Annotated in this window: 17 protein-coding genes and 1 pseudogene; 7 read left to right on the forward strand and 11 right to left on the reverse strand. The window is 70.3% G+C overall.

What is annotated here, in order from left to right:
• Positions 1-37 precede the first annotated feature (37 nt).
• Both ACFY1S_RS15805 and ACFY1S_RS15810 read right to left on the reverse strand, forming a co-directional pair.
• The gene (locus ACFY1S_RS15805) at positions 38-490 is read right to left on the reverse strand and encodes an ABA4-like family protein (protein ID WP_387117862.1); all 453 of its coding nucleotides are present in this window, start codon (positions 488-490) and stop codon (positions 38-40) included.
• Positions 487-1,413: a hypothetical protein gene (locus ACFY1S_RS15810; RefSeq protein ID WP_387117865.1), complete on the reverse strand. Its 927-nt coding sequence runs from the start codon at positions 1,411-1,413 to the stop codon at positions 487-489. The genes ACFY1S_RS15805 and ACFY1S_RS15810 overlap by 4 nt, the downstream gene beginning before the upstream one ends.
• A 171-nt stretch (positions 1,414-1,584) precedes the next feature.
• Between ACFY1S_RS15810 and ACFY1S_RS15815 the strand changes: the two genes are divergently transcribed.
• The 5 genes and pseudogenes from ACFY1S_RS15815 (at position 1,585) to nrfD (ending at position 7,940) form a co-directional block, all read left to right on the forward strand.
• Positions 1,585-2,328: a glyoxalase gene (locus tag ACFY1S_RS15815; RefSeq protein ID WP_387117868.1), complete on the forward strand. Its 744-nt coding sequence runs from the start codon at positions 1,585-1,587 to the stop codon at positions 2,326-2,328.
• Positions 2,329-2,358: 30 nt separating this feature from the next.
• Positions 2,359-2,436, forward strand: a pseudogene (locus tag ACFY1S_RS15820) (RNA-binding protein); the annotation flags it as partial.
• A 177-nt stretch (positions 2,437-2,613) separates the two neighbouring features.
• The gene (fdh, locus tag ACFY1S_RS15825; RefSeq protein ID WP_387117871.1) at positions 2,614-5,889 is read left to right on the forward strand and encodes a formate dehydrogenase; all 3,276 of its coding nucleotides are present in this window, start codon (positions 2,614-2,616) and stop codon (positions 5,887-5,889) included.
• A gap of 3 nt (positions 5,890-5,892) precedes the next feature.
• Positions 5,893-6,936, forward strand: coding sequence for a 4Fe-4S dicluster domain-containing protein (locus tag ACFY1S_RS15830; RefSeq protein WP_387117874.1), 1,044 nt, complete (start codon positions 5,893-5,895; stop codon positions 6,934-6,936).
• Positions 6,933-7,940 (forward strand): NrfD/PsrC family molybdoenzyme membrane anchor subunit, encoded by a 1,008-nt coding sequence (gene nrfD, locus ACFY1S_RS15835; protein WP_387117877.1) that lies wholly within the window; start codon positions 6,933-6,935, stop codon positions 7,938-7,940. Before ACFY1S_RS15830 ends, nrfD begins: the two co-directional genes overlap by 4 nt.
• Positions 7,941-8,009: 69 nt before the next feature.
• On the opposite strand, the gene ACFY1S_RS15840 is transcribed toward nrfD, so the two are convergent.
• The 8 genes from ACFY1S_RS15840 to ACFY1S_RS15875 all read right to left on the reverse strand — a co-directional run bounded on the left by ACFY1S_RS15840 (position 8,010) and on the right by ACFY1S_RS15875 (position 16,487).
• Complete coding sequence (locus tag ACFY1S_RS15840) at positions 8,010-9,566, reverse strand: OFA family MFS transporter (protein ID WP_387119300.1); 1,557 nt, start codon at positions 9,564-9,566, stop codon at positions 8,010-8,012.
• Between the two features lie 405 nt (positions 9,567-9,971).
• A complete protein-coding gene (locus ACFY1S_RS15845; protein WP_387117880.1) occupies positions 9,972-11,552 on the reverse strand; it encodes an MDR family MFS transporter in 1,581 nt (526 codons plus the stop codon).
• A 75-nt stretch (positions 11,553-11,627) separates the two neighbouring features.
• Positions 11,628-12,248, reverse strand: coding sequence for a TetR family transcriptional regulator (locus tag ACFY1S_RS15850; protein WP_364363791.1), 621 nt, complete (start codon positions 12,246-12,248; stop codon positions 11,628-11,630).
• Positions 12,249-12,289: 41 nt separating this feature from the next.
• Positions 12,290-13,111 carry an alpha/beta fold hydrolase gene (locus ACFY1S_RS15855; protein WP_387117884.1) on the reverse strand — a complete coding sequence of 274 codons (822 nt, stop codon included), beginning with the start codon at positions 13,109-13,111 and terminating at the stop codon, positions 12,290-12,292.
• Positions 13,108-13,980, reverse strand: a complete 873-nt coding sequence (locus ACFY1S_RS15860; protein WP_387117887.1) for an SDR family oxidoreductase — start codon at positions 13,978-13,980, stop codon at positions 13,108-13,110. Before ACFY1S_RS15860 ends, ACFY1S_RS15855 begins: the two co-directional genes overlap by 4 nt.
• Entirely contained in the window at positions 13,970-15,463 is a 1,494-nt protein-coding gene (locus ACFY1S_RS15865; RefSeq protein WP_387117890.1) for a flavin-containing monooxygenase, read from the reverse strand. The genes ACFY1S_RS15860 and ACFY1S_RS15865 overlap by 11 nt, the downstream gene beginning before the upstream one ends.
• Positions 15,463-15,762 (reverse strand): DUF4873 domain-containing protein, encoded by a 300-nt coding sequence (locus ACFY1S_RS15870; protein ID WP_387117893.1) that lies wholly within the window; start codon positions 15,760-15,762, stop codon positions 15,463-15,465. The genes ACFY1S_RS15865 and ACFY1S_RS15870 overlap by 1 nt, the downstream gene beginning before the upstream one ends.
• A complete protein-coding gene (locus tag ACFY1S_RS15875) occupies positions 15,759-16,487 on the reverse strand; it encodes a TetR family transcriptional regulator (protein ID WP_387117896.1) in 729 nt (242 codons plus the stop codon). The genes ACFY1S_RS15870 and ACFY1S_RS15875 overlap by 4 nt, the downstream gene beginning before the upstream one ends.
• A 48-nt stretch (positions 16,488-16,535) precedes the next feature.
• On the opposite strand from ACFY1S_RS15875, the gene ACFY1S_RS15880 reads away from it, so the two are divergent.
• Positions 16,536-17,426 (forward strand): diiron oxygenase, encoded by an 891-nt coding sequence (locus ACFY1S_RS15880; protein WP_387117899.1) that lies wholly within the window; start codon positions 16,536-16,538, stop codon positions 17,424-17,426.
• Between the two features lie 30 nt (positions 17,427-17,456).
• On the opposite strand, the gene ACFY1S_RS15885 is transcribed toward ACFY1S_RS15880, so the two are convergent.
• The gene (locus ACFY1S_RS15885; protein ID WP_387117902.1) at positions 17,457-18,056 is read right to left on the reverse strand and encodes a winged helix-turn-helix domain-containing protein; all 600 of its coding nucleotides are present in this window, start codon (positions 18,054-18,056) and stop codon (positions 17,457-17,459) included.
• Positions 18,057-18,251: 195 nt separating this feature from the next.
• On the opposite strand from ACFY1S_RS15885, the gene ACFY1S_RS15890 reads away from it, so the two are divergent.
• Positions 18,252-22,664, forward strand: coding sequence for a S8 family serine peptidase (locus ACFY1S_RS15890; protein WP_387117905.1), 4,413 nt, complete (start codon positions 18,252-18,254; stop codon positions 22,662-22,664).
• Positions 22,665-22,703: the final 39 nt, after the last annotated feature.

Raw genomic sequence — 22,703 nt, forward strand, 5'->3', positions numbered from 1 at the left:
CGCATGTCGAACACGCGCCGCGGCCACCCCACGGACGTCAGCCTAGGTGCTGCGGAACGGCCGTGGCGGCCGCCGGTGGCCGCCACCGGGTCCGGACCGCCAGGTACGCGGCGAGGCCGAGCGGTCCGAGCAGGATGGTCAGCACCAGCACCGGGGCCATGACCAGCGCCGGCACCCCCCGTGCCCGGCTGTCCAACCACGCCCACCGCCCGACGAACAGGTCGAACGCGATCATGTGCGCCCAACCCGCCGCCGCCCCGTCGGAGGTGCCCAGCAGGTCGCGCACTCCGGCCAGGGTCGGCGACGCCACCGCCGGCAGCACCTCACCGAACGCCGGCAGCACCAGCAGCGCGTAGATCACCACGACCGGAAGCACTATCAGTGGCGAGCCGATGATCCGGGTGGTCCACGACCAGCGGGGCAGCAGGATCATCAACGCCCAGAACGGCGCGGCCACCGCGAACGTCAGGGAGAACAGCGCGGCGGTCATGCGACCAGCTCCAGTTCCGGTCGGCGGCGGCGGGCCAGCACCAGGCCGGTCGCGGTCGCCGACGCCACGACCAGGGCCGCGACCGCGGCGAGCGTGCCGGCGTCCGGGCGCAGCAGCGGCTGGCCGCGCAGTGCCTGCCAGGTCAACAGTACGGTGAGGACGCCGTACGCGCCGCCCGCGACCACCAGCAGCCGGACGCGGGTGCGCTCGTCCAGCCGCGCCGCGAACCGGCTCAGCAGAATCGCCAGGATCGGCAGCGCCTGCAGGGCGTGCAAGCCCACGAAGTGCCCGATCCGCAGGTCGCCGCCGGTGGTGCTCCAGCCGACGACCGGCAGTCCCGGCCCACCGTCGGGCACGCCGACGCTGTGCGCCCCGGAGATCCCCTCGATCCCCGGGTCCTGCGTCGGCAGCGTCATCGGCACCGCCGCGAGCATCCCCAGCAGGGACAGGCCGAGTCCCCACCGGACGGCGGTCGCGGCGACCCGATCGGGGATCCGCCTGATCAACACGACGATCCCGAGGACGAGGTGCGCGAGGAACAACACCATGATCGCCGCGCCCATCGTCGCGAACAGCGCGGTGTTCAGGGGAGTGCTGTCGTTGAAGTGGCTGGCCTGCCCGCGTACCACCTGACCGACGATCACCGCCATCTCGACCACCGCCACCGCGACGATGACCGTGACCGCGCCCTCGGCGATCCGGCTGCGTCGCGGGAGGAGCGAGAGCATCCAGGCGAGCGTGCCGCCGTACAGGACGAAGGACACCGCGAACTTGAGCGGCTTGAGCCAGATCGGCACCCCGGTGAGGACGCGTGGATCGACGAGAACGCCAGCCGTGGCGACGACGGCGAGCACCGCCATCGCGCCGACAAGGACCATGAGTGGGCGGTTCCAGTGTGTCGCCCTGTGCAGAACGGTAGTCATGTCTGTAGATGCTCGTTGTCGTACCCGTCGGTCGCGTCCGACCCGGAGCCCCGTCCGCGACCTACGGTGGGAGGCGGCCTCCTCCCCGGGTAGGAGGCGACGAAATCTGTCGAGGCCGGGTCACGGGTGCTGGCACAATGGCCGGCCTGCCGAGCCGGACCGGGAGTGACGATGACGACCAATGAGGACCGTGTCCACCCGAACGAGACGACAGTGCCGCTGCTGCCCTGCCCGGCACCGCAGGAGACCCAGGCGTTCTGGCGTGCGCTCGGGTTCGAGGTGACCTACGAGCAGACGAGACCGTACGTGTACCTGGCGTTGCGGTGGAGTGGGTTCGACCTGCACTACGGCCCCGCGTCGAAGGACCTCGACCCGGCGAGGGAGCAGAGCGGCGGCTGCCTCGTCCTGGTGGACTCGGTCGCGCCGTACCACGCGGCGTTCACCGACGCAATGCGCAGCGCCTACGGAAAGGTGCTGGTCAAGGGACTACCCCGGATCACCCGCTACCGTGCCGGCGCGTCGCGGTTCAGCATCGTCGACCCGTCCGGCAACACCATCGTCTTCATCCGCCGCGACGAGCCGCAGGATCTGGAGTACGGCGGGTCGAAGGAACTCGACGGGCTGGCCCGGGTGCTCGACAACGCGCGGATCCTGCGCGAGTTCAAGACCGACGACCGGGCGGCCTACCGGGCGCTGGACTCGGGCATGCGCCGGCGGGCCGCTGACCCTCCGGTGGTCGAGCAGGCGATGGCGCTCGCCGGGCTCATCGAACTGTCTGTCGCGCTGGGCAAGACGGACCGGGTGCCCGAATGGGGAGCCCGGCTGCGCGCGCTCACGCTTACCGAGGCGGAGCGTACGCAGGTCAGGGACTACGTCGCCGACCCGGCCCTGCTCGAACCGTGGTGGCGGCCCTAGGAGACCTGACGCCTGGTCGCGCCGGCCCCGCTGGGCGACCCCGACTTCACCGTCGACGACGACACCCTCGTGGTGACCGAGCGCTTCCGGCTGGTGCACGACCTCTGAACAGGTGGAATCCCGGCGACAAGCAGAACACCACCGACCGCCTACACCAGGTCGTACCTGGTCTGCTCGGAAACGGCAGCAGGAGGTACGGCTCTGGTATCCGGCTGCGACCCCACCCACGCCTCGTCTAGTGTCGGACTGTTCACGTTTGACGGTATTAGTCGGGAAGGTGCTGCGATGGGGGTGCGCCGCTGGGTCCAGAGCTGGCCCCTCTACCGGCAGCTCACCGGCACCGACCCGCTCGGCCGGGGCGCTGCGGCCAAGTCCGCCGGCTCGCTGTCGCTGACCGCCCGCACCGACACCGCCGACTCGATGGCGCGCTCGGTCTGCCCGTACTGCGCCGTGGGTTGTGGCCAGCGGGTGTTCGTCAAGGACGGGCAGATCACCCAGATCGAGGGTGATCCGGACAGCCCGATCTCGCGGGGCCGGCTCTGTCCCAAGGGGGCGGCGAGCAAGAGCCTGGTGACCAGTCCGTTGCGGCAGACGACTGTCCGCTACCGCCGGCCGTACGCCACCGAGTGGGAGGACCTTGACCTCGACACGGCGATGAACATGATCGCCGACCGGGTGCTGGCGGCCCGGGACGAGACCTGGGAGGACGTCGACGACGAGGGTCGACCACTCAACCGGACGCTCGGCATCTCCAGTCTGGGTGGGGCGACGCTGGACAACGAGGAGAACTACCTCATCAAGAAGTTGTTCACCGCGATGGGCGCTCTCCAGATCGAGAACCAGGCCCGTATTTGACACTCCGCCACCGTCCCCGGTCTGGGGACCAGCTTCGGTCGCGGCGGGGCCACCCAGTTCCAGCAGGACCTCTCGAACTCCGACATGATCGTCATTCAGGGTTCGAACATGGCCGAGGCGCACCCGGTGGGCTTCCAGTGGGTGATGGAGGCCAAGCGTCGCGGCGCGAAGGTCTTCCACGTCGACCCGCGGTTCACCCGGACCAGTGCGGTGGCGGACGCATACCTGCCGATCCGGGCGGGCACCGACATCGCCCTGCTCGGCGGGGTCGTGCGCTACATCCTGGAGAACGAGCTGGACTTCCGGGAGTACGTCGTCGCCTACACGAACGCCGCGACGATCGTGACCGAGGAGTATCGCGACGCCGAGGACCTGCATGGCCTCTTCTCCGGCTTTGACGAGGACAACGCCAGCTACGACCAGAGCAGCTGGCAGTACGAGGGAACCGACGAGAACCCCTCCAGCGGCGACACCGAGACCCAGCGGGAAACGGCAGCCGGGTTGGAACACGAGTCGCACGGCGCGCCTGTGAACGGGCAGACCCAGCGCGACGAGACATTGCAGGATCCGCGCTGCGTCTACCAGATCCTCAAGCGGCACTACGCCCGCTACACGCCGGAGATGGTGGAGCGGGTCTGCGGGATCCCTCAGGAGAAGTTCCTCGAACTTGCGCAGGCCTGGACGGCGAACTCGGGCCGGGAACGGACGAGCATGCTCGTCTACTCGGTGGGGTGGACGCAGCACAGCGTGGGTGTGCAGTACATCCGGACCGGAGCGATCATCCAATTGCTGCTGGGCAACATGGGTCGTCCGGGTGGCGGTGTGATGGCGCTACGGGGACACGCCAGCATCCAGGGCTCCACCGACGTCCCGACCCTGTTCAACCTGCTGCCCGGCTACCTGCCGATGCCACACCACGCCGACCACCCCACTCTGGACGAGTGGGTGGACAGCATCCGGCACCCGGGGCAGAAGGGCTTCTGGGGCAACGCCCGCGCCTACGGGGTCAACCTGCTCAAGGCGTACTGGGGTGACGCGGCCACTTCCGAGAACGACTTCTGCTACGGCTACATGCCGCGGATGACCGGCGACCACGGCACCTACCAGCAGGTGCTCAACATGATCGACGGGAAGATCAAGGGGTACTTCCTGTTGGGGCAGAACCCGGCGGTCGGCTCCGCGCACGGTCGCGCACAGCGGCTCGGTATGGCGAACCTGGACTGGCTGGTCGTCCGGGACCTGTTCATGATCGAGAGTGCGACGTTCTGGCAGAACGCGCCGGAGATCGAGACCGGCGAGATCGTGCCCGAGGCGTGCCGGACGGAGGTGTTCTTCCTGCCCGCCGCCTCGCACGTGGAGAAGGAGGGAAGCTTCACCCAGACGCAGCGGCTGCTTCAGTGGCGGGAGAAGGCCGTCGAGCCGCCGGGCGACGCCCGCTCCGAGCTGTGGTTCTTCTACCACCTCGGCCGCATCATCCGGGAACGGCTGGCGCAGTCGACCCGTCCCCGGGACCGGGCACTGCTCGACCTGAACTGGAACTATCCGACGCACGGCCCCACCGCGGAGCCGAGCGCCGAGTCGGTGCTGTACGAGATCAACGGGTACGACGTGGCCAGCGGCCGCCCGCTGTCGAGTTACACCGAGATGAAGGACGACGGCTCCACTGCCGGCGGCTGCTGGATCTACACGGGCGTGTACGCCGACGGCGTCAACCAGGCGGCCCGGCGCAAACCCGGCGCCGAGCAGTCCCTGGTGGCGCTGGAGTGGGGCTGGGCGTGGCCGTCGAACCGCCGCATCCTCTACAACCGTGCCTCCGCCGACCCGGACGGCAACCCGTGGAGCGAGCGCAAGAAGTACGTCTGGTGGGACCCCGACAAGGGCGAGTGGACGGGCTACGACGTGCCGGACTTCGAGAAGGCCAAGCCGCCGTCGTACCGGCCGCCGCCGAACACGGTTGGCGTGGCGGGCATCGCGGGCGACGACCCGTTCATCCTTCAGGGCGACGGCAAGGGCTGGTTGTTCGCGCCGAGCGGTGTCCTGGACGGGCCGCTGCCGACGCACTACGAGCCGGTGGAGTCGCCGGTGCGCAACCCGCTGTACCGCCAGCAGGCCAACCCGACCCGGAAGGTCTACACACACCCCATCAACACGCTGAACCCGAGCCCGCCGGAGGACCACAGTGACGTCTTCCCGCTCGTGTTCACTGTCAGCCGACTCACCGAGCACCACACGGCGGGTGGGATGAGCCGTACGGTGTCGCCGCTGGCGGAGTTGCAGCCGGAGATGTTCGTCGAGGTGTCACCGGAGCTGGCCGCCGAACGCGGACTCGACCACCTCGGCTGGGCGCACCTGATCACCACCCGTGCGGCCATCGAGGCGCGGGTCCTGGTGACCGACCGCGTCACCCCACTGCGGGTCGACGGCCGGGTCATCCACCAGGTCTGGCTGCCGTACCACTTCGGCTACGAGGGCCTGGTGACCGGCGACTCGGCGAACGACCTGTTCGGCATCACCCTGGACCCGAACGTGCTGATCCAGGAGAGCAAGGTCGGCACCTGCGACATCCGGCCCGGCCGGCGCCCGAGGGGACCGGATCTGCGGGACCTCGTGTACGACTACCGGCGGCGGTCGGGAGACCTGAGCCACCGCTATCCACCGTTGGTCACGACCGACGTCGCCGACAGCAGCAGCGACCAGGAGGGCTGACCGATGCCCCACCCCAACGCCCTGTACGGGCCGCTGGACCCGGCGCCCGATGCCGGCTACGTGGACGCGCCGCCCCGGATGGGGTTCTTCACCGACACCAGCGTGTGTATCGGGTGCAAGGCGTGTGAGGTGGCGTGCAAGGAGTGGAATCTCGTCCCGGAGAGCGGCCTGGACCTGCTGGGCATGTCGTACGACAACACGGGTGCGTTGACGGCGAACTCGTGGCGGCACGTCGCGTTCGTCGAGCAACCCCGCACGACGGGCCAGGAGATCCCACCGTTCGAGGGGCAACCGGACGGGCCGCCGGTCAGCGCGGCCACGGCGGCGGTCGGCGCGCGCACCGGCAGCGACACCGGAACGGTCCCGGGTCTTTCGCCCGGCTCGCCGGCCGCGGCGGCCCGCATGTCGGCCGGCCCGCAGTTTCTGGGGATGCCGGGGGCGCAGCCGCCGGGGCGGGGTTCGGGTGTGGGGGGTCGGACGGATTTCCGGTGGTTGATGATGTCGGATGTGTGCAAGCACTGCACGCATGCGGCGTGTCTGGATGTGTGTCCGACGGGGTCGTTGTTTCGGACGGAGTTCGGCACGGTGGTGGTGCAGGAGGACATCTGTAATGGGTGTGGGTACTGCATTTCGGCGTGTCCGTACGGGGTGATCGATCAGCGTAAGGGTGACGGTCGGGCGTGGAAGTGCACGTTGTGCTACGACCGGTTGGGTGCGGGGATGACGCCTGCGTGTGCGCAGGCGTGTCCGACGGAGTCGATCCAGTACGGGCCGCTCGAGGAGTTGCGGGAGAGGGCTGCGGCCAGGGTGGCGACGCTGCATGAGCGGGGGGTGCCCGAGGCCCGGTTGTACGGGCACGACCCCAATGATGGTGTGGGTGGCGACGGGGCGTTCTTCCTGTTGTTGGACGCGCCCGAGGTGTACGGCTTGCCACCGGACCCGATCGTGACCACCCGCGACCTGCCGGCCATGTGGAAACGCGCAGGCCTCGCCGCGGTGACGATGGCCGCCGTCACTCTTGTCGCGTTCCTGGGCAGGCGGCCATGACCGACACGACATCGCCCGACGGGCACCGGCGGCGGGGACGCGCAGGCGGCGAACAGCTCGCCGTCCCGCCCGCCGACTTCAGCTCGTACTACGGCAGGCCGGTGCTCAAACCGCCGGTCTGGAAGTACGACATCGCGGGGTACCTGTTCACCGGCGGCCTCGCGGCAGGCGGCGCGCTGATCGGCGCCGGCGCCCAGGTGACCGGCCGTCCCGAACTGTGCACAGTGGGCCGTTGGACGGCCCTCGGCGGTGTCACCGCCAGCACGTACCTGCTGATTCACGACCTCGGGCGGCCGGACCGGTTCCACCACATGCTCCGGGTCGCGAAGCTGACCTCGCCCATGTCCGTCGGGACCTGGATCCTCGCCGCGTTCGGGCCGCTGGCCGGGGTTGCGGCTGTCGCCGAACTCGCGCCGCTGCTCCCACAGCACGGCGTTTTCGGCCTCGCCCGCCGGCTGGCGCCCCCGGTCGGCGCCGCCGCCGGCCTGGCCGCCGCCGCCGTCGCGCCGGCGCTGGCCACGTACACCGGGGTGCTGCTCGCCGACACGGCCGTGCCGTCCTGGCACGACGCCTACCCGTCGCTGCCGTTCGTCTTCGCCGGAAGCGCGCTCGCCGCCGCGTCCGGGGTCGGCCTGATCGCGGCGCCGGCCAGGCAGGCCGCTCCGCTGCGGCGACTCGCCCTCGCCGCCGCGACGGTCGAGATGGCCGGCGGACGCCAGCTGGAACGGCTCGGTCTGACCGGAGAGCCGTACGCGCGCGGCCGCAGCGGCCGGCTGATCACCGCGGGGCGGGTACTGCTCGCCGTGGGCACCGCCGCCGCGCTTGTCAGTCGCCGAAGCCGGCTTTTGGCGGCGATCTCCGGCGCGGCCCTCGTGGCCTCGTCGGTGGCCACCCGGTTCGGCGTCTTCGAGGCCGGCCGCGTCTCGGCGCGTGACCCCAAGTACACGGTCGTACCCCAGCGGGAGCGACTCGAGGAGAAGAACACGGCGGCGCCCCGATCCTGAGCGGCCGCGACGCGCCACCCGCAGGACGGGTCGCCGCCTCCGGACCACGTCGGCGGCGACGCCACCCGCTCAGCCCGTGAACAGCTTCGCTGCGGTGATGGCGGTCTGGACGATGCCGTAGCCGAGCAGTGCCGCGACGAGCAGCCACGATATCCAGAGCCGCCCGGTCTGACTGCCGACGTGCTGCGGTACCGGGGGGTTGCTCTGCGGGTCGAGGGCGACCGGCTCGGTGACGGTGGCCTTGGCCACGGGCGACGTCGATCCCCGGTCCGGCTCGTGGAACCGGTCGGGCACCGGACGCACGAGCAGGTTGGCGATGAAGCCGATGGCCAGGATGCCGACCATGGTGAACAGCGCGGGCCGGTACGCCGAGGCGGTGAGGGTGCCCGGCTTGCCCTGGGTGTCGAGGATCCCGTTGACGATCAGTGGGCCGGCGACACCCGCTGCCGACCAGGCGGTCAGGATCCGGCCGTGGATGGCGCCGACCTGGAAGGTGCCGAACAGGTCCCGCAGGTACGCGGGCATGGTGGCGAAGCCGCCGCCGTAGAAGGAGATGATCGCGGCGGCGATCAGCACGAAGACAGCCGTCGCGGCGTGTCCGGCGACGGCGAGCAGCACGTACAAAATCATGCCGACGCCGAGGTACACCATGTAGATGGGCTTGCGGCCGATGAGGTCCGACGTCGTCGACCAGACGAACCGTCCCGCCATGTTGAACAGCGACAGCACTCCCACGAAACCGGCAGCCGCCGACACCGAGACGGCGGTGGACCCGTTGTCCCGGAAGAAGTCCTGGATCATCGGACTGGCCTGTTCCAGGATGCCGATGCCGGCTGTGACGTTGCAGAACAGCACGATCCACAACAGCCAGAACGACCGGGTACGCACGGCGTTCGTCGCGGACACGCTCGCCCTCGTCACCAGAGGCCGACTGGCGACGGTCGCGGGGTCGAACCCGGCGGGCCGCCAGTCCGGCGCCGGAACCCGGACGTTGAACGGGCCGAACATCATGATCACGAAGTAGCCGATGCCGAACGTGACGAAGAGCGCCACGAGCGCATGGCCCGACGCGACGGCCGCCGGGTTGGCCGGGTTGTAGTCCGAGTCGTAGAGCGAGAGCAGTTGGCGTGCGAGCGGGCCGGCGACCAGGGCGCCGCCGCCGAACCCCATGATGGCGAGGCCGGTGGCGAGGCCCGGCCGGTCCGGGAACCACTTGATCAGGGTCGAGACCGGCGAGATGTAGCCGATGCCGAGCCCGATGCCGCCGATGACGCCGTACCCGAGATAGAGCAGCCACAACTGCTGGGTGGCGATGCCGAGCGCACCGACGAGGAAGCCGACGGCCCAGAAGCACGCGGAGACGAACATCGCCCGGCGCGGCCCGTTGCGTTCCACCCACCGTCCACCCACCGCCGCGGACGAACCCAGCATGACAATGGCGATGCTGAAGATGGCACCGATCGCCGTCTGGCTGGTGTCGAAATGCGCGATGAGGGAGTTCTTGTAGACGCTCGTCGCGTAGACCTGCCCGATGCACACGTGCACCGCCAGCGCCGCGGTCGGGATGAGCCAGCGGCTGTATCCCGGGGGAGCGACGGTGTGCCGAGGGTCGAATACCGACAGCATGGGCATCGTCCGCACCTCCTGCGGCTGAGCGGGCCGGCGGCGGGGCAGGGTTGCCCGTGCCGGTAGCTGACAGAGCGGTGCCGCCCTTGGTGGCGGCCCGGTGCCCGCCTGCGTCAGCCGTTGGCCGGCTGCATTCTCACGTTACGTGGCGGCCGGTTCGCACCTCGTCATAATGCGAAACACGGGCACGGGGACGCCGGCTCGCAAACCGAGGGGTCGGAATCCGCTCGTAGCCTTTGCTCTGCTGCAACCGTGGCAACACTTACGGCCCGAAACCGTTGGCGGCTTGAAGCAGAGCAAAGGCGGCAACGAATGCCCTCGCAGCCCGCCCGACCGGCCCGCTGGCGTGCCGGCACAGAAACGGGGGCGGGCCGACCGGCCCGCCCCCGACTGTGGTCGTTCGGCTCAGTGGATCGCGGCCTTCGCGGCCGCCTCCTCCTGGGCGCGTCGTTCGTCCCCGCTGACGGTGTGCAGCGGCTTCTCCTTGATGAACAGCACGACGATCAGTGCGAGCAGCGCGAACGGCGCGCCGACCAGGAAGAGGTCGGCGGTGGCGGTGCCGTAGACGTCCTGCACGATCCGGACCACCGGTTCGGGCAGGGTGGACAGGTCGGGCACCTCCGTGGAGCCGCCGCCGGCAGTCGCCGCCGGGCCGAGCCGCTCGGTCGTCAGCGAGGTCACCCGGCTGGCCAGGACCGCGCCCAGCGCACTGACCCCGATCGCGCCGCCCATGCTGCGGAAGAACGTCAGCACGGAGGTGGCGGCCCCGAGCTCCTGCGCCGGCACGTCGTTCTGCGCGGCGAGCACGAGGTTCTGCATGAGCATGCCGACGCCGACGCCCAGCACGGCCATGTAGACCGACAGGACGAGGACGCTGGTGTCGGCGTCGATGGTGCCCAGCAGCAGCATGCCGACGGTCATCACGGCGGCGCCGGCCACCAGGTAGGCCTTCCACCGTCCGTACTTCGTGATGAGCTGACCGGCCACCGTCGACGAGACCAGCAGACCGAAGATCATCGGGAGGCTCATGAGGCCCGCGACGGTGGGCGACTTGCCAAGCGAGATCTGGAAGTACTGGGACAGGAAGACAGTGCCGCCGAACATCGCCACACCCACCAGCACGCTGGCGATCGTCGCGAGCGAGACCGTGCGGTTGCGGAAGATGTCGAGCGGGACGATCGGCTCGACCGCCCGCGACTCGACCACGAGGGCCAGCGCCAGCAGGACCAGACCGCCGACGACCATCAGGGCCGTCCAGCCGGAGGCCCAGTCGAACTTGTTCCCGGCCAGGGACGACCAGATCAGCAGCGTGGAGACGCCCGAGGTGATGAGCAGGGCGCCCAGCCAGTCGATCTTCGCCTTGCGGCGGACGACCGGCAGGTGCAGGGTGCGCTGGAGCAGGGCGATGGAGATGATGCTGAAGGGGACGCCGATCAGGAAGCACCACCGCCAGCCCAGCCACGACGTGTCGACGAGCAGGCCACCGATCAGCGGGCCGGCGATGGTGCCGACCCCGAAGACCGCGCCGAAGATGCCGGCGTAGCGGCCCAGCTCACGCGGCGGGATCATCGCCGCCATCACGATCGTGGCCAGCGCCGTCATGCCGCCAGCGCCGATTCCCTGGACGATACGGCTGAGCAGCAGCACCTCGACGTTCGGCGTGAGGCCGGCGATGAGTGAGCCCACCACGAACAGGCCCAGCGAGAGCTGGATCAGCAGCTTCTTGCTGTACAGGTCGGCCATCTTGCCCCACAGCGGCACCGTCGCGGTCATGGCGAGTAGTTCGCTGGTGACGATCCAGGTGTAGACGGTCTGGCTGCCGTTCAGGTCGGCGATGATCCGCGGCAGCGCGTTCGCCACCACGGTGGAGGCGAGGATGGACACGAACAGGCCGACCATCAGGCCGGACAGGGCCTGGAGAACCTCCCGACGCGACATGCGCGTGCCGACGGCGGCGGTGTCGGCGGGCGGGACGGTTGTGGTCATTGATGCTCCCTTGTCGGGTTTGTGGCGGAGTGACTGTCCCCGTAGCCGATCTGCGGCGGGGCGGGATCCGGTGGGTCAGGAGGCGGGCGGCGGGTCCGGCAGGCCGGCGGCCAGCGCGGCGAACGCCTCGTCGACGAAGTCGCGAAGCGGGCGAGTGTCGTCGCCGGCGGCCCAGCGCAGCATCGCGGTGTGGAAGGCGGCGCTGGTGACGGCGGTGATCAGCGGCGGGAGGCCGTGGTCGGGCCCCACGCCGAGGCGGGTGGCGACGACCGAGACCATGGCCCGCTCGGTCGCGATGTTGCTGGACACCAGTCGAGGCAGCAACGTGGGGTTCTGGGTGATGACCGCGAGCCGCAGCCGCCACAACTCCCGGTCGGCCTGGATCGTGTCGATCGCCTCGTCGAGGGCCAGCCGGACGGCACGCAACGCCGGTACGTGCGCGGGGACTGCCGCCAGACGTGCCACGACCGGGGTGCCGTCGAGTGCCGGATCGTCGGTGAGTGCCTCGTCCTTGCAGGTGAAGTAGTTGAAGAAGGTACGCGAGGAGACGTCTGCGGCCTCGCTGATCTCCTCCACGGTCACGTGCTCCAGACCGCGTTCGGCCACCAGTCGCAACGCGGCGGCGGTCAGCGCGGCCCGGGTCTGTGCCTTCTTGCGGTCTCGACGCCCGATGGCAGCGTGGTCGGTGTCGGTCACGCGACCGAGGCTAGGAGCAAACTTGCATAGCCTGCAAGTTTTTAGTCTGTGAAGTGATGTACCTGACCGCGGGGCACGGCCCCGGTGGTCTCCAGGATGAGCGCGGCGACCAGGTCCGGGTCGTCGCTCATCGGCACGTGCCCGCAGCCGGCCAGCGTCACCACCCGGGCCGCCGGCAACCCGGCCCGGGCGCGCTCGGCCTGGTGAACCCCGAAGATGCGGTCGCGGTCGCCCCAGCCGATCGTCACCGGCACGGGCGCCTCGGCCAGCCGGAGGCAGTCGAAGCGGTAGTCGCGGGCGGCTCGGGCCACGGCGTTGAAGCCCACCGCTCGCCGCAGGGCCAGCGCGTCGCCCACCGCGCGGTCGACGTCCAACAGTGTCGGGCGGGCCATCAGCGGCGCGAAGCACAACGCCCGCAGGTACGCCGACCGCAGCGCGACCCGCATGATCGGGGTGGGCAGGCGCGAGTTGGCCCGCAGCATCCTGAGGATGGCAAGCGCCCGGCGCCGCTCGGCAGGTGTGAAGAAACCGGCGGGGGAGAAGGCGGTGGCCGATGCGACCGCGCCGGTAGCGGCGAGTTCCAGACCGATCGCCCCACCGAGGCTGTAACCGGCCACATGCGGGCGCTCCAGCCCCCACTCGCTCAGGACGGGCAGCATCGCGGCGACGGTGGCGGCCATGTCGGCGGGCATCCCGGTGCCGGGCGCCGGCGAGTTCCCGAAGCCGGGCAGGTCGAGCGCGATCACGTCGTGGTGGGCGGTGAGTCTGTCGAACACCGGCTCCCACGCCTGGTGGCGGTGACCGATGCCGTGGATGAGCACGAGCGGTTCACCGCTGCCCGCGCGACGGAAGTGGATGCTCATCTGCGCACCTCCACCGACGACCTGCCGAAGGACCGGCCGAGCTGGCGTACCTCGTCCTCCATCTGACCGACCATCGTGCGGCCGCCGAACCTGGTGATCAGCGCGTCCGAGAGGCTGCTGAGCACCACCGGCCGCAGCGCCTGCACCAGGGCCAACGACCGTGGCACGTACACCTTGCGTCTGCGGCGTTCGATGCCGCTCAGCAGGGCGTCGACGCACTGCTCGACGGGAACCACAGTGGACAGCGGCCACGGCAACCGGCGCAGCGTGGCGTTGAACGACGCCAGGTCGGCACGGATGTCGCGGACCAGGTCGGTGTCGATCCAGATCGGATGCGCGGTGCCGACGGTGACGCCTGCGGCGCGGGCCTCCAGGCGCAGCACGTTTGCGAACTGCTCCACGCCCGCCTTGGACGCGCAGTAGGCGGCCATGCCGGGCATCGCCGTGAAGGCGGCGGCGGAGGAGACGATCAGGACGTGACCCCGGGCAGCGGTGACGTGCGGCAGGGCCGCGCTGACCGTGCGGATCGCGCCGCAGAGGTTGACCTCGACGGTACGCACCAACGCGTCGACCGGTCCGACGGCCACGGTGCCCAGGTTCGCGATGCCCGCGTTCGCGACGACCACGTCGATGCCGCCGAAACGGTCCACCGTGGAGGCCACCGCGGCGTCCAACGCCGCCTGGTCGGTGACGTCGCACTCGTACCAGTGCGCGCCGAGCTCGTCGCCGAGCTGCCTGAGCCGTTCGCCCTCCAGTCCCGCCAGGGCGACCCGGGCACCTCTGGCGACGGCCGCGCGGGCCAGTTCGGCACCGATGCCGCGTGCCGCGCCGGTGATGAAGATGGTCCGGTCCGCCAGGTCATACCGCATCGGCGTGCTCCCGTTCCGGTTCGTTGGGGCTGTGGTCGGCAGTGATGAGCCGGTGGTCGGCGGGGCGGAACCGGCGCAGGCGCATCCGGAAGCTGGTGGCGAAGCCCGGCCAGATGGTGGTGTTGCGGCCTGTGGCATCCAGGTACCAGCTCGAACAGCCGGTCTGCCAGACGGTGCCGGCCATCTTCCTGTCGATCTGTTCGGTCCAGCGTCGTTGCGCGTCCGTGGTCGGCTCGATGGCCTGCGCGCCGGTGGCCCGCAGGTGGCGCAGTGCCGCGAGCACCAGGCGCAACTGCGCCTCGATCATCAGCACCACCGAGGTGTGCCCGAGCCCGGTGTTCGGGCCGAGCAGGAAGAACAGGTTGGGGAAGCCGGCGATGGTCGTGCCCCGGTACGCGTGCATGCTTGGCGTCCAGGCCGTACCCAGGCTGCACCCGCCGCGGCCGTGGATGCGCCGTACGACGGGGGAGTCGGTGACGTGGAAGCCGGTGCCGAGGATGATCGTGTCCGCCGGGTGGTGCACGCCGTCGGAGGTGACCAGGCCGTCCGGCACGACCCGGGCGATGCCCTCGGTGACGACGTCGACGTTCGGCCGGGTGAGCGACGGCCAGTAGTCGTTCGAGATCAGGACCCGTTTGCAGCCCATCGCGTACCGGGGGGTGAGCTTGTCCCGCAGGGTCGGGTCGGTGACCTGGCGCCGCAGCGTCCGCAGGGACAGCCGCGAGGCGAGGCGGTTGACCGTCGGGTGCAGGAAGCCCAGGCCCATGGTCTCGCGGAGCAGGTAGAGCCCGGCCCGGGCGGCCCGCTGCGCGCCGGGCACGGTGCGGAACGCGGCCTGCTCGACCCGGCTGATGCGGCGCGAGCGTCTCGGCATGATCCAGGCGGGGGAGCGCTGGAACAGCGTCAGCCTCTCGACGGCCGGCTGGATCCGCGGCACGAACTGGACAGCCGACGCGCCGGTGCCGATGACCGCGACACGGCGACCGGTCAGGTCGTGGTCGTGCCGCCAGCGGGCGGAGTGGAAGACCGTGCCGGCGAATTCGTCGATGCCTGGCAGGTCGGGCGTGGCGGGCTCGCTCAGGGGGCCGGTCGCGCAGATCAGCGCCCGGGCCGTGTGATCGCCGCCGGAGGTCCGCAGCAGCCAGCGCTGGCGCTTGTCGTCCCAGCGTGCCTCGTGCACCTCGTGGCGCAGCCGCAGCTTCGGGCCGATCCCGAAACGGTCGACGCAGCCGCGCAGGTAGTCCCTGATCTCCGGCTGGCTGGAGAAGGTGGTGGACCAGCGGGGATTGGGGGCGAAGGAGAAGGAGTAGAGGTGCGACGGGACGTCACAGGCACAGCCGGGGTAGGTGTTGTCCCGCCACGTGCCACCGACGTCGTCGCCCCTGTCGAAGACGAGATAGTCGGTGAAGCCGGCCCGTTGCAGGGCGATGGCCGCGCCCAGGCCGCCGAAACCGGCCCCGACGATGGCAACGTCTGTCTCCATCAGTCCTCCATATGCTCGGCTGCGACATCCGGTCCGGTCGGTGACGGCCAGGGCGGTTCACCGACGCCGGTGATCCGTACGCCGCCCCACGGGTCGACCTCGGCCAGTCGGGCGGGTCGGGCCCGGTCGGCGATGCGCAGCTCGACGTCGCGGCGACCGGAGCGCAGCAGTTGTGCCACGCTCGGGTCGGGCTCGATGCGCCCACCCCAGTGGAAGCGGCCGTCGACGGGTTCCCACCGTCCGCTGAGGTGCGCCCGTACCGGGGAGCCCGCGATGCTCGCCGGGCCGTGGTAGCTCACGGCACGATCCGCTCGTGGGCGCGGGTCAACTCGGGCGGCAGGTCGGCGCTTGCCCGGACGCCCTCGATCCCGCTCCAGAGCAGGGTGGTGAGGTAGTCGGTGAGGGCGCCGCGGCTGATCGGCTGCCCGTGGGTGGTCCACCAGTCGCCGACCGCCTGCACGAACCCCACCAGGCCGTACGCCCAGGGCTCGGCCGGGCCGGCGTCCAGGCCCAGCGCGCGCAGCCGGTCGCCGATCACCCGGGCCAGCCCGGCTGCCACCTGCCGGCTGGTCCCGGCGACGACCTGGTGGATGCCGGGTTGCCCGGACTGGCTCATGAGGAACCGGTACAGCGCGGGCTGTGACTCGATCACGCTGAGGTACGCGTCGATCGTCGCCTCGACCAGGGCGCGTTCCTCGCGGACCTGGTCGATCGCCGGCGCGATGGCGTCGACGACCCGTGCCGCCACCACCTCGCCCACCGCGATCCAGAGCTGCGTCTTGTCAGTGAAGTAGCGGTAGAGCACCGGTTTGCTGACGCCGGCGATGGCGGCCACCTGGTCCATGTCGACCTCTGGCCCGTGCCGCAGCAGGGCCTGTACGGCGGCACCGACGAGTGCCTGTCTGCGCTGCTCGCGATGGTCGGCCCAGCGGTCCCGGCGACCGTTGCCCTTCGCTCTCGGTGTGCCGGCGCCGGACGCGTCCGGCGGGTCCGATCCATTGACATCCTTGCGCGGCGATTGCATGCTACTACTCGTAACAGTTACCGGTCGTCACGTCAATATGGAGGAACCATGGAGACGGCGGAAACCCAGGGCGCTGCGGTCGCCGAGCGGCTGCTCACCTCGTCCCTGCGGACCAGCTACGACCCCGTGGTCGAGATCGACTGGGACGCCCCGCACACCCCGGGCGCCTACTGGCTTCCGCCGCACCGCAGCAGCCTCTACGGCACCCCGCTCTGGTCCGGGTTGAGCGAGGAGCAGCGGATCGAACTCACCAAGCACGAGGTGGCCAGCGCGGCCAGCGCCGGGCTGTGGTTCGAGACGATCCTCATGCAGATGCTGATCCGGCAGTACTACGACGACGACCCGACCAGCCCTCAAGCCCAGTACGCGCTGACCGAGGTCGCCGACGAGTGCAGGCACTCGATCATGTTCGGCCGGCTCATCGAGGCCACGGGCTGCCCCGTCTACCGCGCGAACGCCGTCGACCAATGGCTCGGCAGGTACCTCAAGGCCACCGCCAGCGGTCCCCGGATGTACGCCGCGATCCTCATCGCCGAGGAGATCCTCGACGCGTTCCAGCGCGAGATCATGGCGGACGAGTCGCTCCAGCCGCTGATCCGGATGGTCTCGCGCATCCACGTGGTCGAGGAGGCGCGGCACGTCAGGTTCGCCCGCGACGAACTGGCCCGCCAGGTCGACGCCACAGGCCCGATGGGCATGGCGTTCGCCCGGTTGCTTGTCGGTCGCGCCGCCTACACGATCGCCAACCGCCTGGTGAACCCGAAGGCGTACGCCGCGGTGGGCATCGATCCGCAGGTGGGGCGGGCGGCCGCCCGGGCCAACCCGCACTGGCGCGAGACCCTGCGCTGGTCGGCGTCGAGGGTGTACGACCACCTCGCGGGCGTCGGGCTGGTTGCCGGGCCGGGTCGGGTGCTGTGGACCCGCGCCGGGCTGATCTGACGCGCGCTGGCTGCCCACATCAGGCAGGTGTCAGGCCCGGCCGATCCGGGGTTCCTGCCGGTCGGTGAGCAGCAGGCCGACGCCGCGTACCGCCTCGATCGTGGCGTTGGTGCCCAGACCGAGCAGCTTGCGCCGCAGCCGCTTGACGAGGGACTGCACGTCCGCCTTGCGCTCGCGCCCCTCGTCGTGCCAGACCGACCGGTGCAGCTCGGCGTAGCTCCAGACCCGGACCGGTTCGGCGGTCAGGCAGGCCAGCAGGTCGTGTTCCAGCCGGGTCAGGTCGACCTCGCGTTCCCCGTACCGTGCGGTGCAGCGGGCCGAGTCGATGACCAGGGCGGGTTCGGTGGTCGCGGTGGGCACCGGTGCGGCCGGTGGCGCGGCCGTCGTTCCGGGCGGTTGCGCCGGCGCCGCGATGAGCCGGCGCAGTTCGTCGAGATCGGACACCAGCAGCAGGGGGGCGATGCCGTCGAGGCGCTCCGCGAGCCGGATGCGCTCGGCAGGTGACGGGGTCACCGCGATCAGCAGCGGGAACGGCTCGTCAGCCGGTGCCGCCTCGTGCACCGCAGCGTCCTCGTCCTCGGCCACCACACCGCCCGGGATCGAAGGGCATCCCTGCCCAGCTTTCGTCATGGTTCTGACAATGATGGGCAGGCGCCCCGCCAGCAAGGCAACCGTTAGCGACAAGTTGCTCACGGCAAGTTCTTGATCGTCCTTTCTTCTCGATCATAGTGTCCACTCGGGCAACCGGCGTGACCCGCACGGTGCATGGGGGAGGTCCACCATGGCCCATCTTCACCCTGGGTCGTTCTGAGGGAGGCAGCACCGATGTTCAGACGTCCACAATGGAGGCGCTCGGCCAGATCACTGGTGAGCGCCGGCGCGGCGATGATCCTCGCCGCCACATGTCTGGCGAGTATCGGCTCGGGCGCGCAGGCCGCGCCCGGTGCGATGGGCGTGGGTACCGCGCCGGGCGACAAGATCCGTCCGGACCTCGCCAAGCAGCTCCAGGCCAAGAGCGAAGGGGACTTCTGGATCCGGTTCAAGGACCGGCCGGACCTGGGCAAGGCCAGCGCCGTCAAGGACTGGGCGAAGCGGGGCACCGCCGTCGCGGACGCGCTGCGCAAGACGGCCGCCGAGAGCCAGGGCCGGGTCCGTGCCGAACTGGACGGTTCGGGGGCGAAGTACCAGACCTTCTGGGCTACCAACGCCATCAAGGTCAGCAGCGGCTCGCTGGCGATGGCGCAGAAGTTCGCCAACCACGCGGAGGTGGAGGGCCTCTACGCCCCGGTCGCCTACAAGGTTCCCGAAACCGTCAAGGGCACCGACGAGAAGACAGTGAACGCCCTGGAGTGGGGCGTCGCGAACATCAACGCCGACGACGTCTGGTCCCAGTACGGGGTCAGGGGCGAGGGCATTACCATCGCCAACATCGACACCGGGGTCCAGTTCGACCACCCGGCGCTTGTCAACTCCTACCGGGGCAACAACGGCGACGGCACGTTCGACCACAACTACAACTGGTTCGACGCCGCCGGAACGTGTTCTGCCGCCCCCTGTGACAACGATGGACACGGCACGCACACGATGGGCACCATGGCCGGATCGGCCGATACGAACCAGATCGGTGTCGCGCCAGGGGTCAAGTGGATCGCGGCGAACGGTTGCTGCCCCAGCGACGCCGCACTCGTCGAGTCCGGCCAGTGGATGCTGGAGCCGACCGACCTCACCGGCCAGAACCCGGACGCCAGCAAGCGCCCGAACATCATCAACAACTCGTGGGGTACGCGGGACCCGTCCAACGAGCCCTTCATGGAGGACGTGACGCTGGCCTGGGCCGCCTCGGGCATCTTCGGCGTCTGGTCCAACGGCAACAGCGGGCCGGCGTGCCAGACCAGTGGTTCGCCGGGCAGCCTGGCCAGCAACTACTCGACCGGCGCGTACGACATCAACAACAACATCGCCGGGTTCTCCAGCCGGGGCGCCGGGCAGAACGGCGAGATCAAGCCCAACATCTCGGCTCCGGGCGTGAACATCCGGTCGAGCATCCCGGGCAGTGCCTACGGCAGCATCAGCGGCACCTCGATGGCCGCGCCGCACCTGGCGGGCGCGATCGCGCTGCTGTACTCGGCGGCGCCGTCGCTTGTCGGTGACGTCACCGCGACCCGGGCGCTGCTCAACGGCGCCGCGGTCGACAAGTCCGACACCCAGTGTGGCGGCACGGCGGCCGACAACAACGTCTACGGCGAGGGCCTGCTGGACGCGCTCGCGCTGCTCAACGCCGCACCCACCGGTGACATCGGCACGCTGGCCGGCACGGTGACCGACGCGGCCACCGGCGCCCCGATCGCCGGTGCGACGCTGACGCTCACCGGCCCGACGGCCCGGGAGATCACCACCGGGGCGGACGGAAAGTTCTCGACCCAGCTCCCGACCGGCGAGTACCAGGTCGCCGTGGCGGCGTTCGGCTACGGCGGCGCGACCAGGACGGCCACGGTCACCGACGGCGCGACCACGACACTCACCGTCGCGCTCACGCCGGTGCCGAGCGTCAACGTCACAGGCGCCGTCACCGACGGTTCCGGGCACGGGTGGCCGCTGTACGCGAAGGTCACCGTGACGGGCGTCTCGGGCGTCTACGACTACACCACCCCGTCGAACGGCCGCTACAGCATCAAGCTGCCGGCCGGGCAGACGTACACCCTCACGTACGAGCCGCAGTACCCCGGCTACCAGACCGTCACCAAGCAGGTGGTGGTCGGCTCGGGCAACACCACCGCCAACGTCGCCGTGCCGGTGGACACCACCACCTGCACGACCGCGCCCGGCTACACCTTCGGGTCCGACGGTGAGTACGAGACCTTCGACGGCACGACCACGCCGGCCGGCTGGACGGTGGTGGACAACGCGGGCAGCGGGCAGGTCTGGAAGTTCACCGACGACGGCGGCCGGGGCAACCTGACCGGCGGCAGCGGCAACTTCGCCATGATCGACAGTGACGACTACGGAGCGGGCACCAGCCAGGACACCTCGCTGGTCAGCCCGGTGGTCGACCTGACCGCCGTCACGGCCCCGGTCATCCGCTTCAACCAGGACTTCAACCAGCTGGACGACGACACCGCCGACGTCGACCTGAGCATCGACGGTGGCGCCACCTGGACGAACGTGCTCCGCCAGGAGACCGACGTCCGGGGGCCGAGGGTGACCGAGATCCCGATCCCGCAGGCGGCGGGCAAGGCCCAGGTCCAGGTCCGTTTCCACTACTACGACGCCTCGTACGAGTGGTGGTGGGAGGTCGACAACGTCCTGATCGGCAGCCAGGTCACCTGTGTGCCGGTCGACGGTGGGCTGGTCGTCGGCAACGTCCGCGACAAGAACGACAGCAGCTACGTCAACGGCGCGACAGTCACCAGCAAGGACCGGCCGGCGGAGAAGGCCGTCACCGTGGCGACCCCGGACGACCCGGGGCTGCCCGACGGCTTCTACTGGATCTACTCGACGCTCACCGGCACCCACCCGTTCACCGCGTCGGCAGGCAACTACGTCAGCCAGACCAAGCAGGTGGACGTGGAGGCCGACTGGGCGACCGCCGCGAACTTCCAGCTCGCGGCCGGCCGGCTGTCGGTGACGCCCACGCAGCTCAGCGCGACGCTCCAGATGCCCAACGGCAAGGCCAGCAGGACGTTCACGGTGACCAACACCGGCGGCGCGCCTGTCGAGGTCGGGTTCGGTGAGCGCGACAACGGGTTCGAACTCCTGCGGGCGGACGGGTCCACCGTCACCAGGGCGCAGGTGCTCGGCGGCAGCGGTGCGCCGGAGCAGCGGCTCAAGGTCGCGACCTCGGTCGCCGCCAGGGCGTCCGGCAAGGCGGCCACCGCGGCGGTCGCCGCGGACGGACCGCAGGCCGCGCCGTGGACCGACATCACCGACTTCCCGGCGAACATCATGGACAACCGGGTGGTCAACCTGGACGGCAAGGTGTATTCGATCGGCGGTGGCGACGGAAACGCCTCCACCACGAAGAACTACGCCTACGACCCGGTCGCGCAGACCTGGACGGCGATCGCCGACCTTCCCGGTGCCCGCAACGCCCTGACCGTGGGCGTCATCGGTGGGACGATCATCGCGACCGGCGGCTGGGGCGACGCCGGCCCCAACGCCGCCACCTGGTCGTACGACCCGGGTGCGAACACCTGGACGGAGCTGGCCGACAACCCGGCGCCGCGCGCCGCCGCCGGGCAGGCCGTCGCCGACGGCAAGCTGTACGCCATCGGCGGCTGCACCACCGCGGAATGCCTGCCGATGTCGAACAGCGTCGTGCGGTACGACCCGGCCAGCGACAGCTGGGAGACGCTCGCCAACTACCCGAAGTCGGTGGCCTTCGCCTCCTGCGGCGGGATCGACGGCGTCGTCTACTGCACGGGTGGCAACGACGGCTCCGCGGCGCAGAAGGCCAGCTACGCGTACGACCCGGGTGCCAACACCTGGACCGCCGTCGCCGACGCTCCGGTCGACAACTGGGCCAGTTCGTACGCGGTCGCCAACGGCAAGCTCCTCGTCGTCGGTGGCTCGCAGGGTGGGGCCATCAGCAACGCGGGCTTCGCCTTCGACCCGGCCGTCGGTTCGTGGTCCAACCTGCCGAACGCCAACACGGCCCGCTACCGCGGTGCTGCGGCGTGCGGCTTCTACAAGATCGGCGGCTCGTCCGGCAGTTTCAACGCCGCGCCGGACAGCGAGGTGCTGCCGGGCTTCGAGGGCTGCGCCGAGGCGGCGGCCGACGTCAGCTGGATGACCATCGACAAGTCGACAGTCACCCTCGCTCCGGGAGCGAAGGTCACGGTCACCGTCGGGATGACGGCGAACGTCGACCAGCCGGGCACGTACTCCGGTGCGGTCACGATCAGGGAGAACACGCCCTACTCGGTGGCGCCGGTCGAGGTCACCATGACGGCGAACCCTCCGAAGACCTGGGGCAAGCTGATGGGTACGGTCACCGGCACCAGCTGTCAGGGCGCGTCCGCGCCGATCGCCGGTGCGCTGGTCCAGGTCGACTCGTGGGCCATGTCGTGGACCTTCACGACCGACGCCCAGGGCCGGTACGCCCACTGGGTGGACCGCCGCAACAACCCGCTCACGATGATCGTCGCCAAGGACGGCTGGAAGCCCCAGACCCGTCAGACGAGGATCGACACCACCACGCCCACCGTGGAGAACTTCGGGTTGGCGCCCGTGCGGTGCTGACAACTGAGCGGTAGCACACCGATCCCGGCCCGCCTGGTC

Source organism: Micromonospora sp. NPDC000663 (genome assembly GCF_042898105.1).
In the GTDB taxonomy this organism is placed as follows: domain Bacteria; phylum Actinomycetota; class Actinomycetes; order Mycobacteriales; family Micromonosporaceae; genus Micromonospora.

Coding starts and splice junctions, on each gene's coding strand:
- ACFY1S_RS15875 (WP_387117896.1), bottom strand. CDS start 16,487: ATGCAATCGCCGCGCAAGGATGTCAATGGATCGGACCCGCCGGACGCG.
- ACFY1S_RS15865 (WP_387117890.1), bottom strand. CDS start 15,463: ATGGAGACAGACGTTGCCATCGTCGGGGCCGGTTTCGGCGGCCTGGGC.
- ACFY1S_RS15860 (WP_387117887.1), bottom strand. CDS start 13,980: ATGCGGTATGACCTGGCGGACCGGACCATCTTCATCACCGGCGCGGCA.
- ACFY1S_RS15840 (WP_387119300.1), bottom strand. CDS start 9,566: ATGCTGTCGGTATTCGACCCTCGGCACACCGTCGCTCCCCCGGGATAC.
- ACFY1S_RS15815 (WP_387117868.1), top strand. CDS start 1,585: ATGACGACCAATGAGGACCGTGTCCACCCGAACGAGACGACAGTGCCG.
- ACFY1S_RS15805 (WP_387117862.1), bottom strand. CDS start 490: ATGACCGCCGCGCTGTTCTCCCTGACGTTCGCGGTGGCCGCGCCGTTC.
- ACFY1S_RS15885 (WP_387117902.1), bottom strand. CDS start 18,056: ATGACGAAAGCTGGGCAGGGATGCCCTTCGATCCCGGGCGGTGTGGTG.
- ACFY1S_RS15810 (WP_387117865.1), bottom strand. CDS start 1,413: ATGACTACCGTTCTGCACAGGGCGACACACTGGAACCGCCCACTCATG.
- nrfD (WP_387117877.1), top strand. CDS start 6,933: ATGACCGACACGACATCGCCCGACGGGCACCGGCGGCGGGGACGCGCA.
- ACFY1S_RS15845 (WP_387117880.1), bottom strand. CDS start 11,552: ATGACCACAACCGTCCCGCCCGCCGACACCGCCGCCGTCGGCACGCGC.
- ACFY1S_RS15890 (WP_387117905.1), top strand. CDS start 18,252: ATGTTCAGACGTCCACAATGGAGGCGCTCGGCCAGATCACTGGTGAGC.
- ACFY1S_RS15880 (WP_387117899.1), top strand. CDS start 16,536: ATGGAGACGGCGGAAACCCAGGGCGCTGCGGTCGCCGAGCGGCTGCTC.
- ACFY1S_RS15830 (WP_387117874.1), top strand. CDS start 5,893: ATGCCCCACCCCAACGCCCTGTACGGGCCGCTGGACCCGGCGCCCGAT.
- ACFY1S_RS15855 (WP_387117884.1), bottom strand. CDS start 13,111: ATGAGCATCCACTTCCGTCGCGCGGGCAGCGGTGAACCGCTCGTGCTC.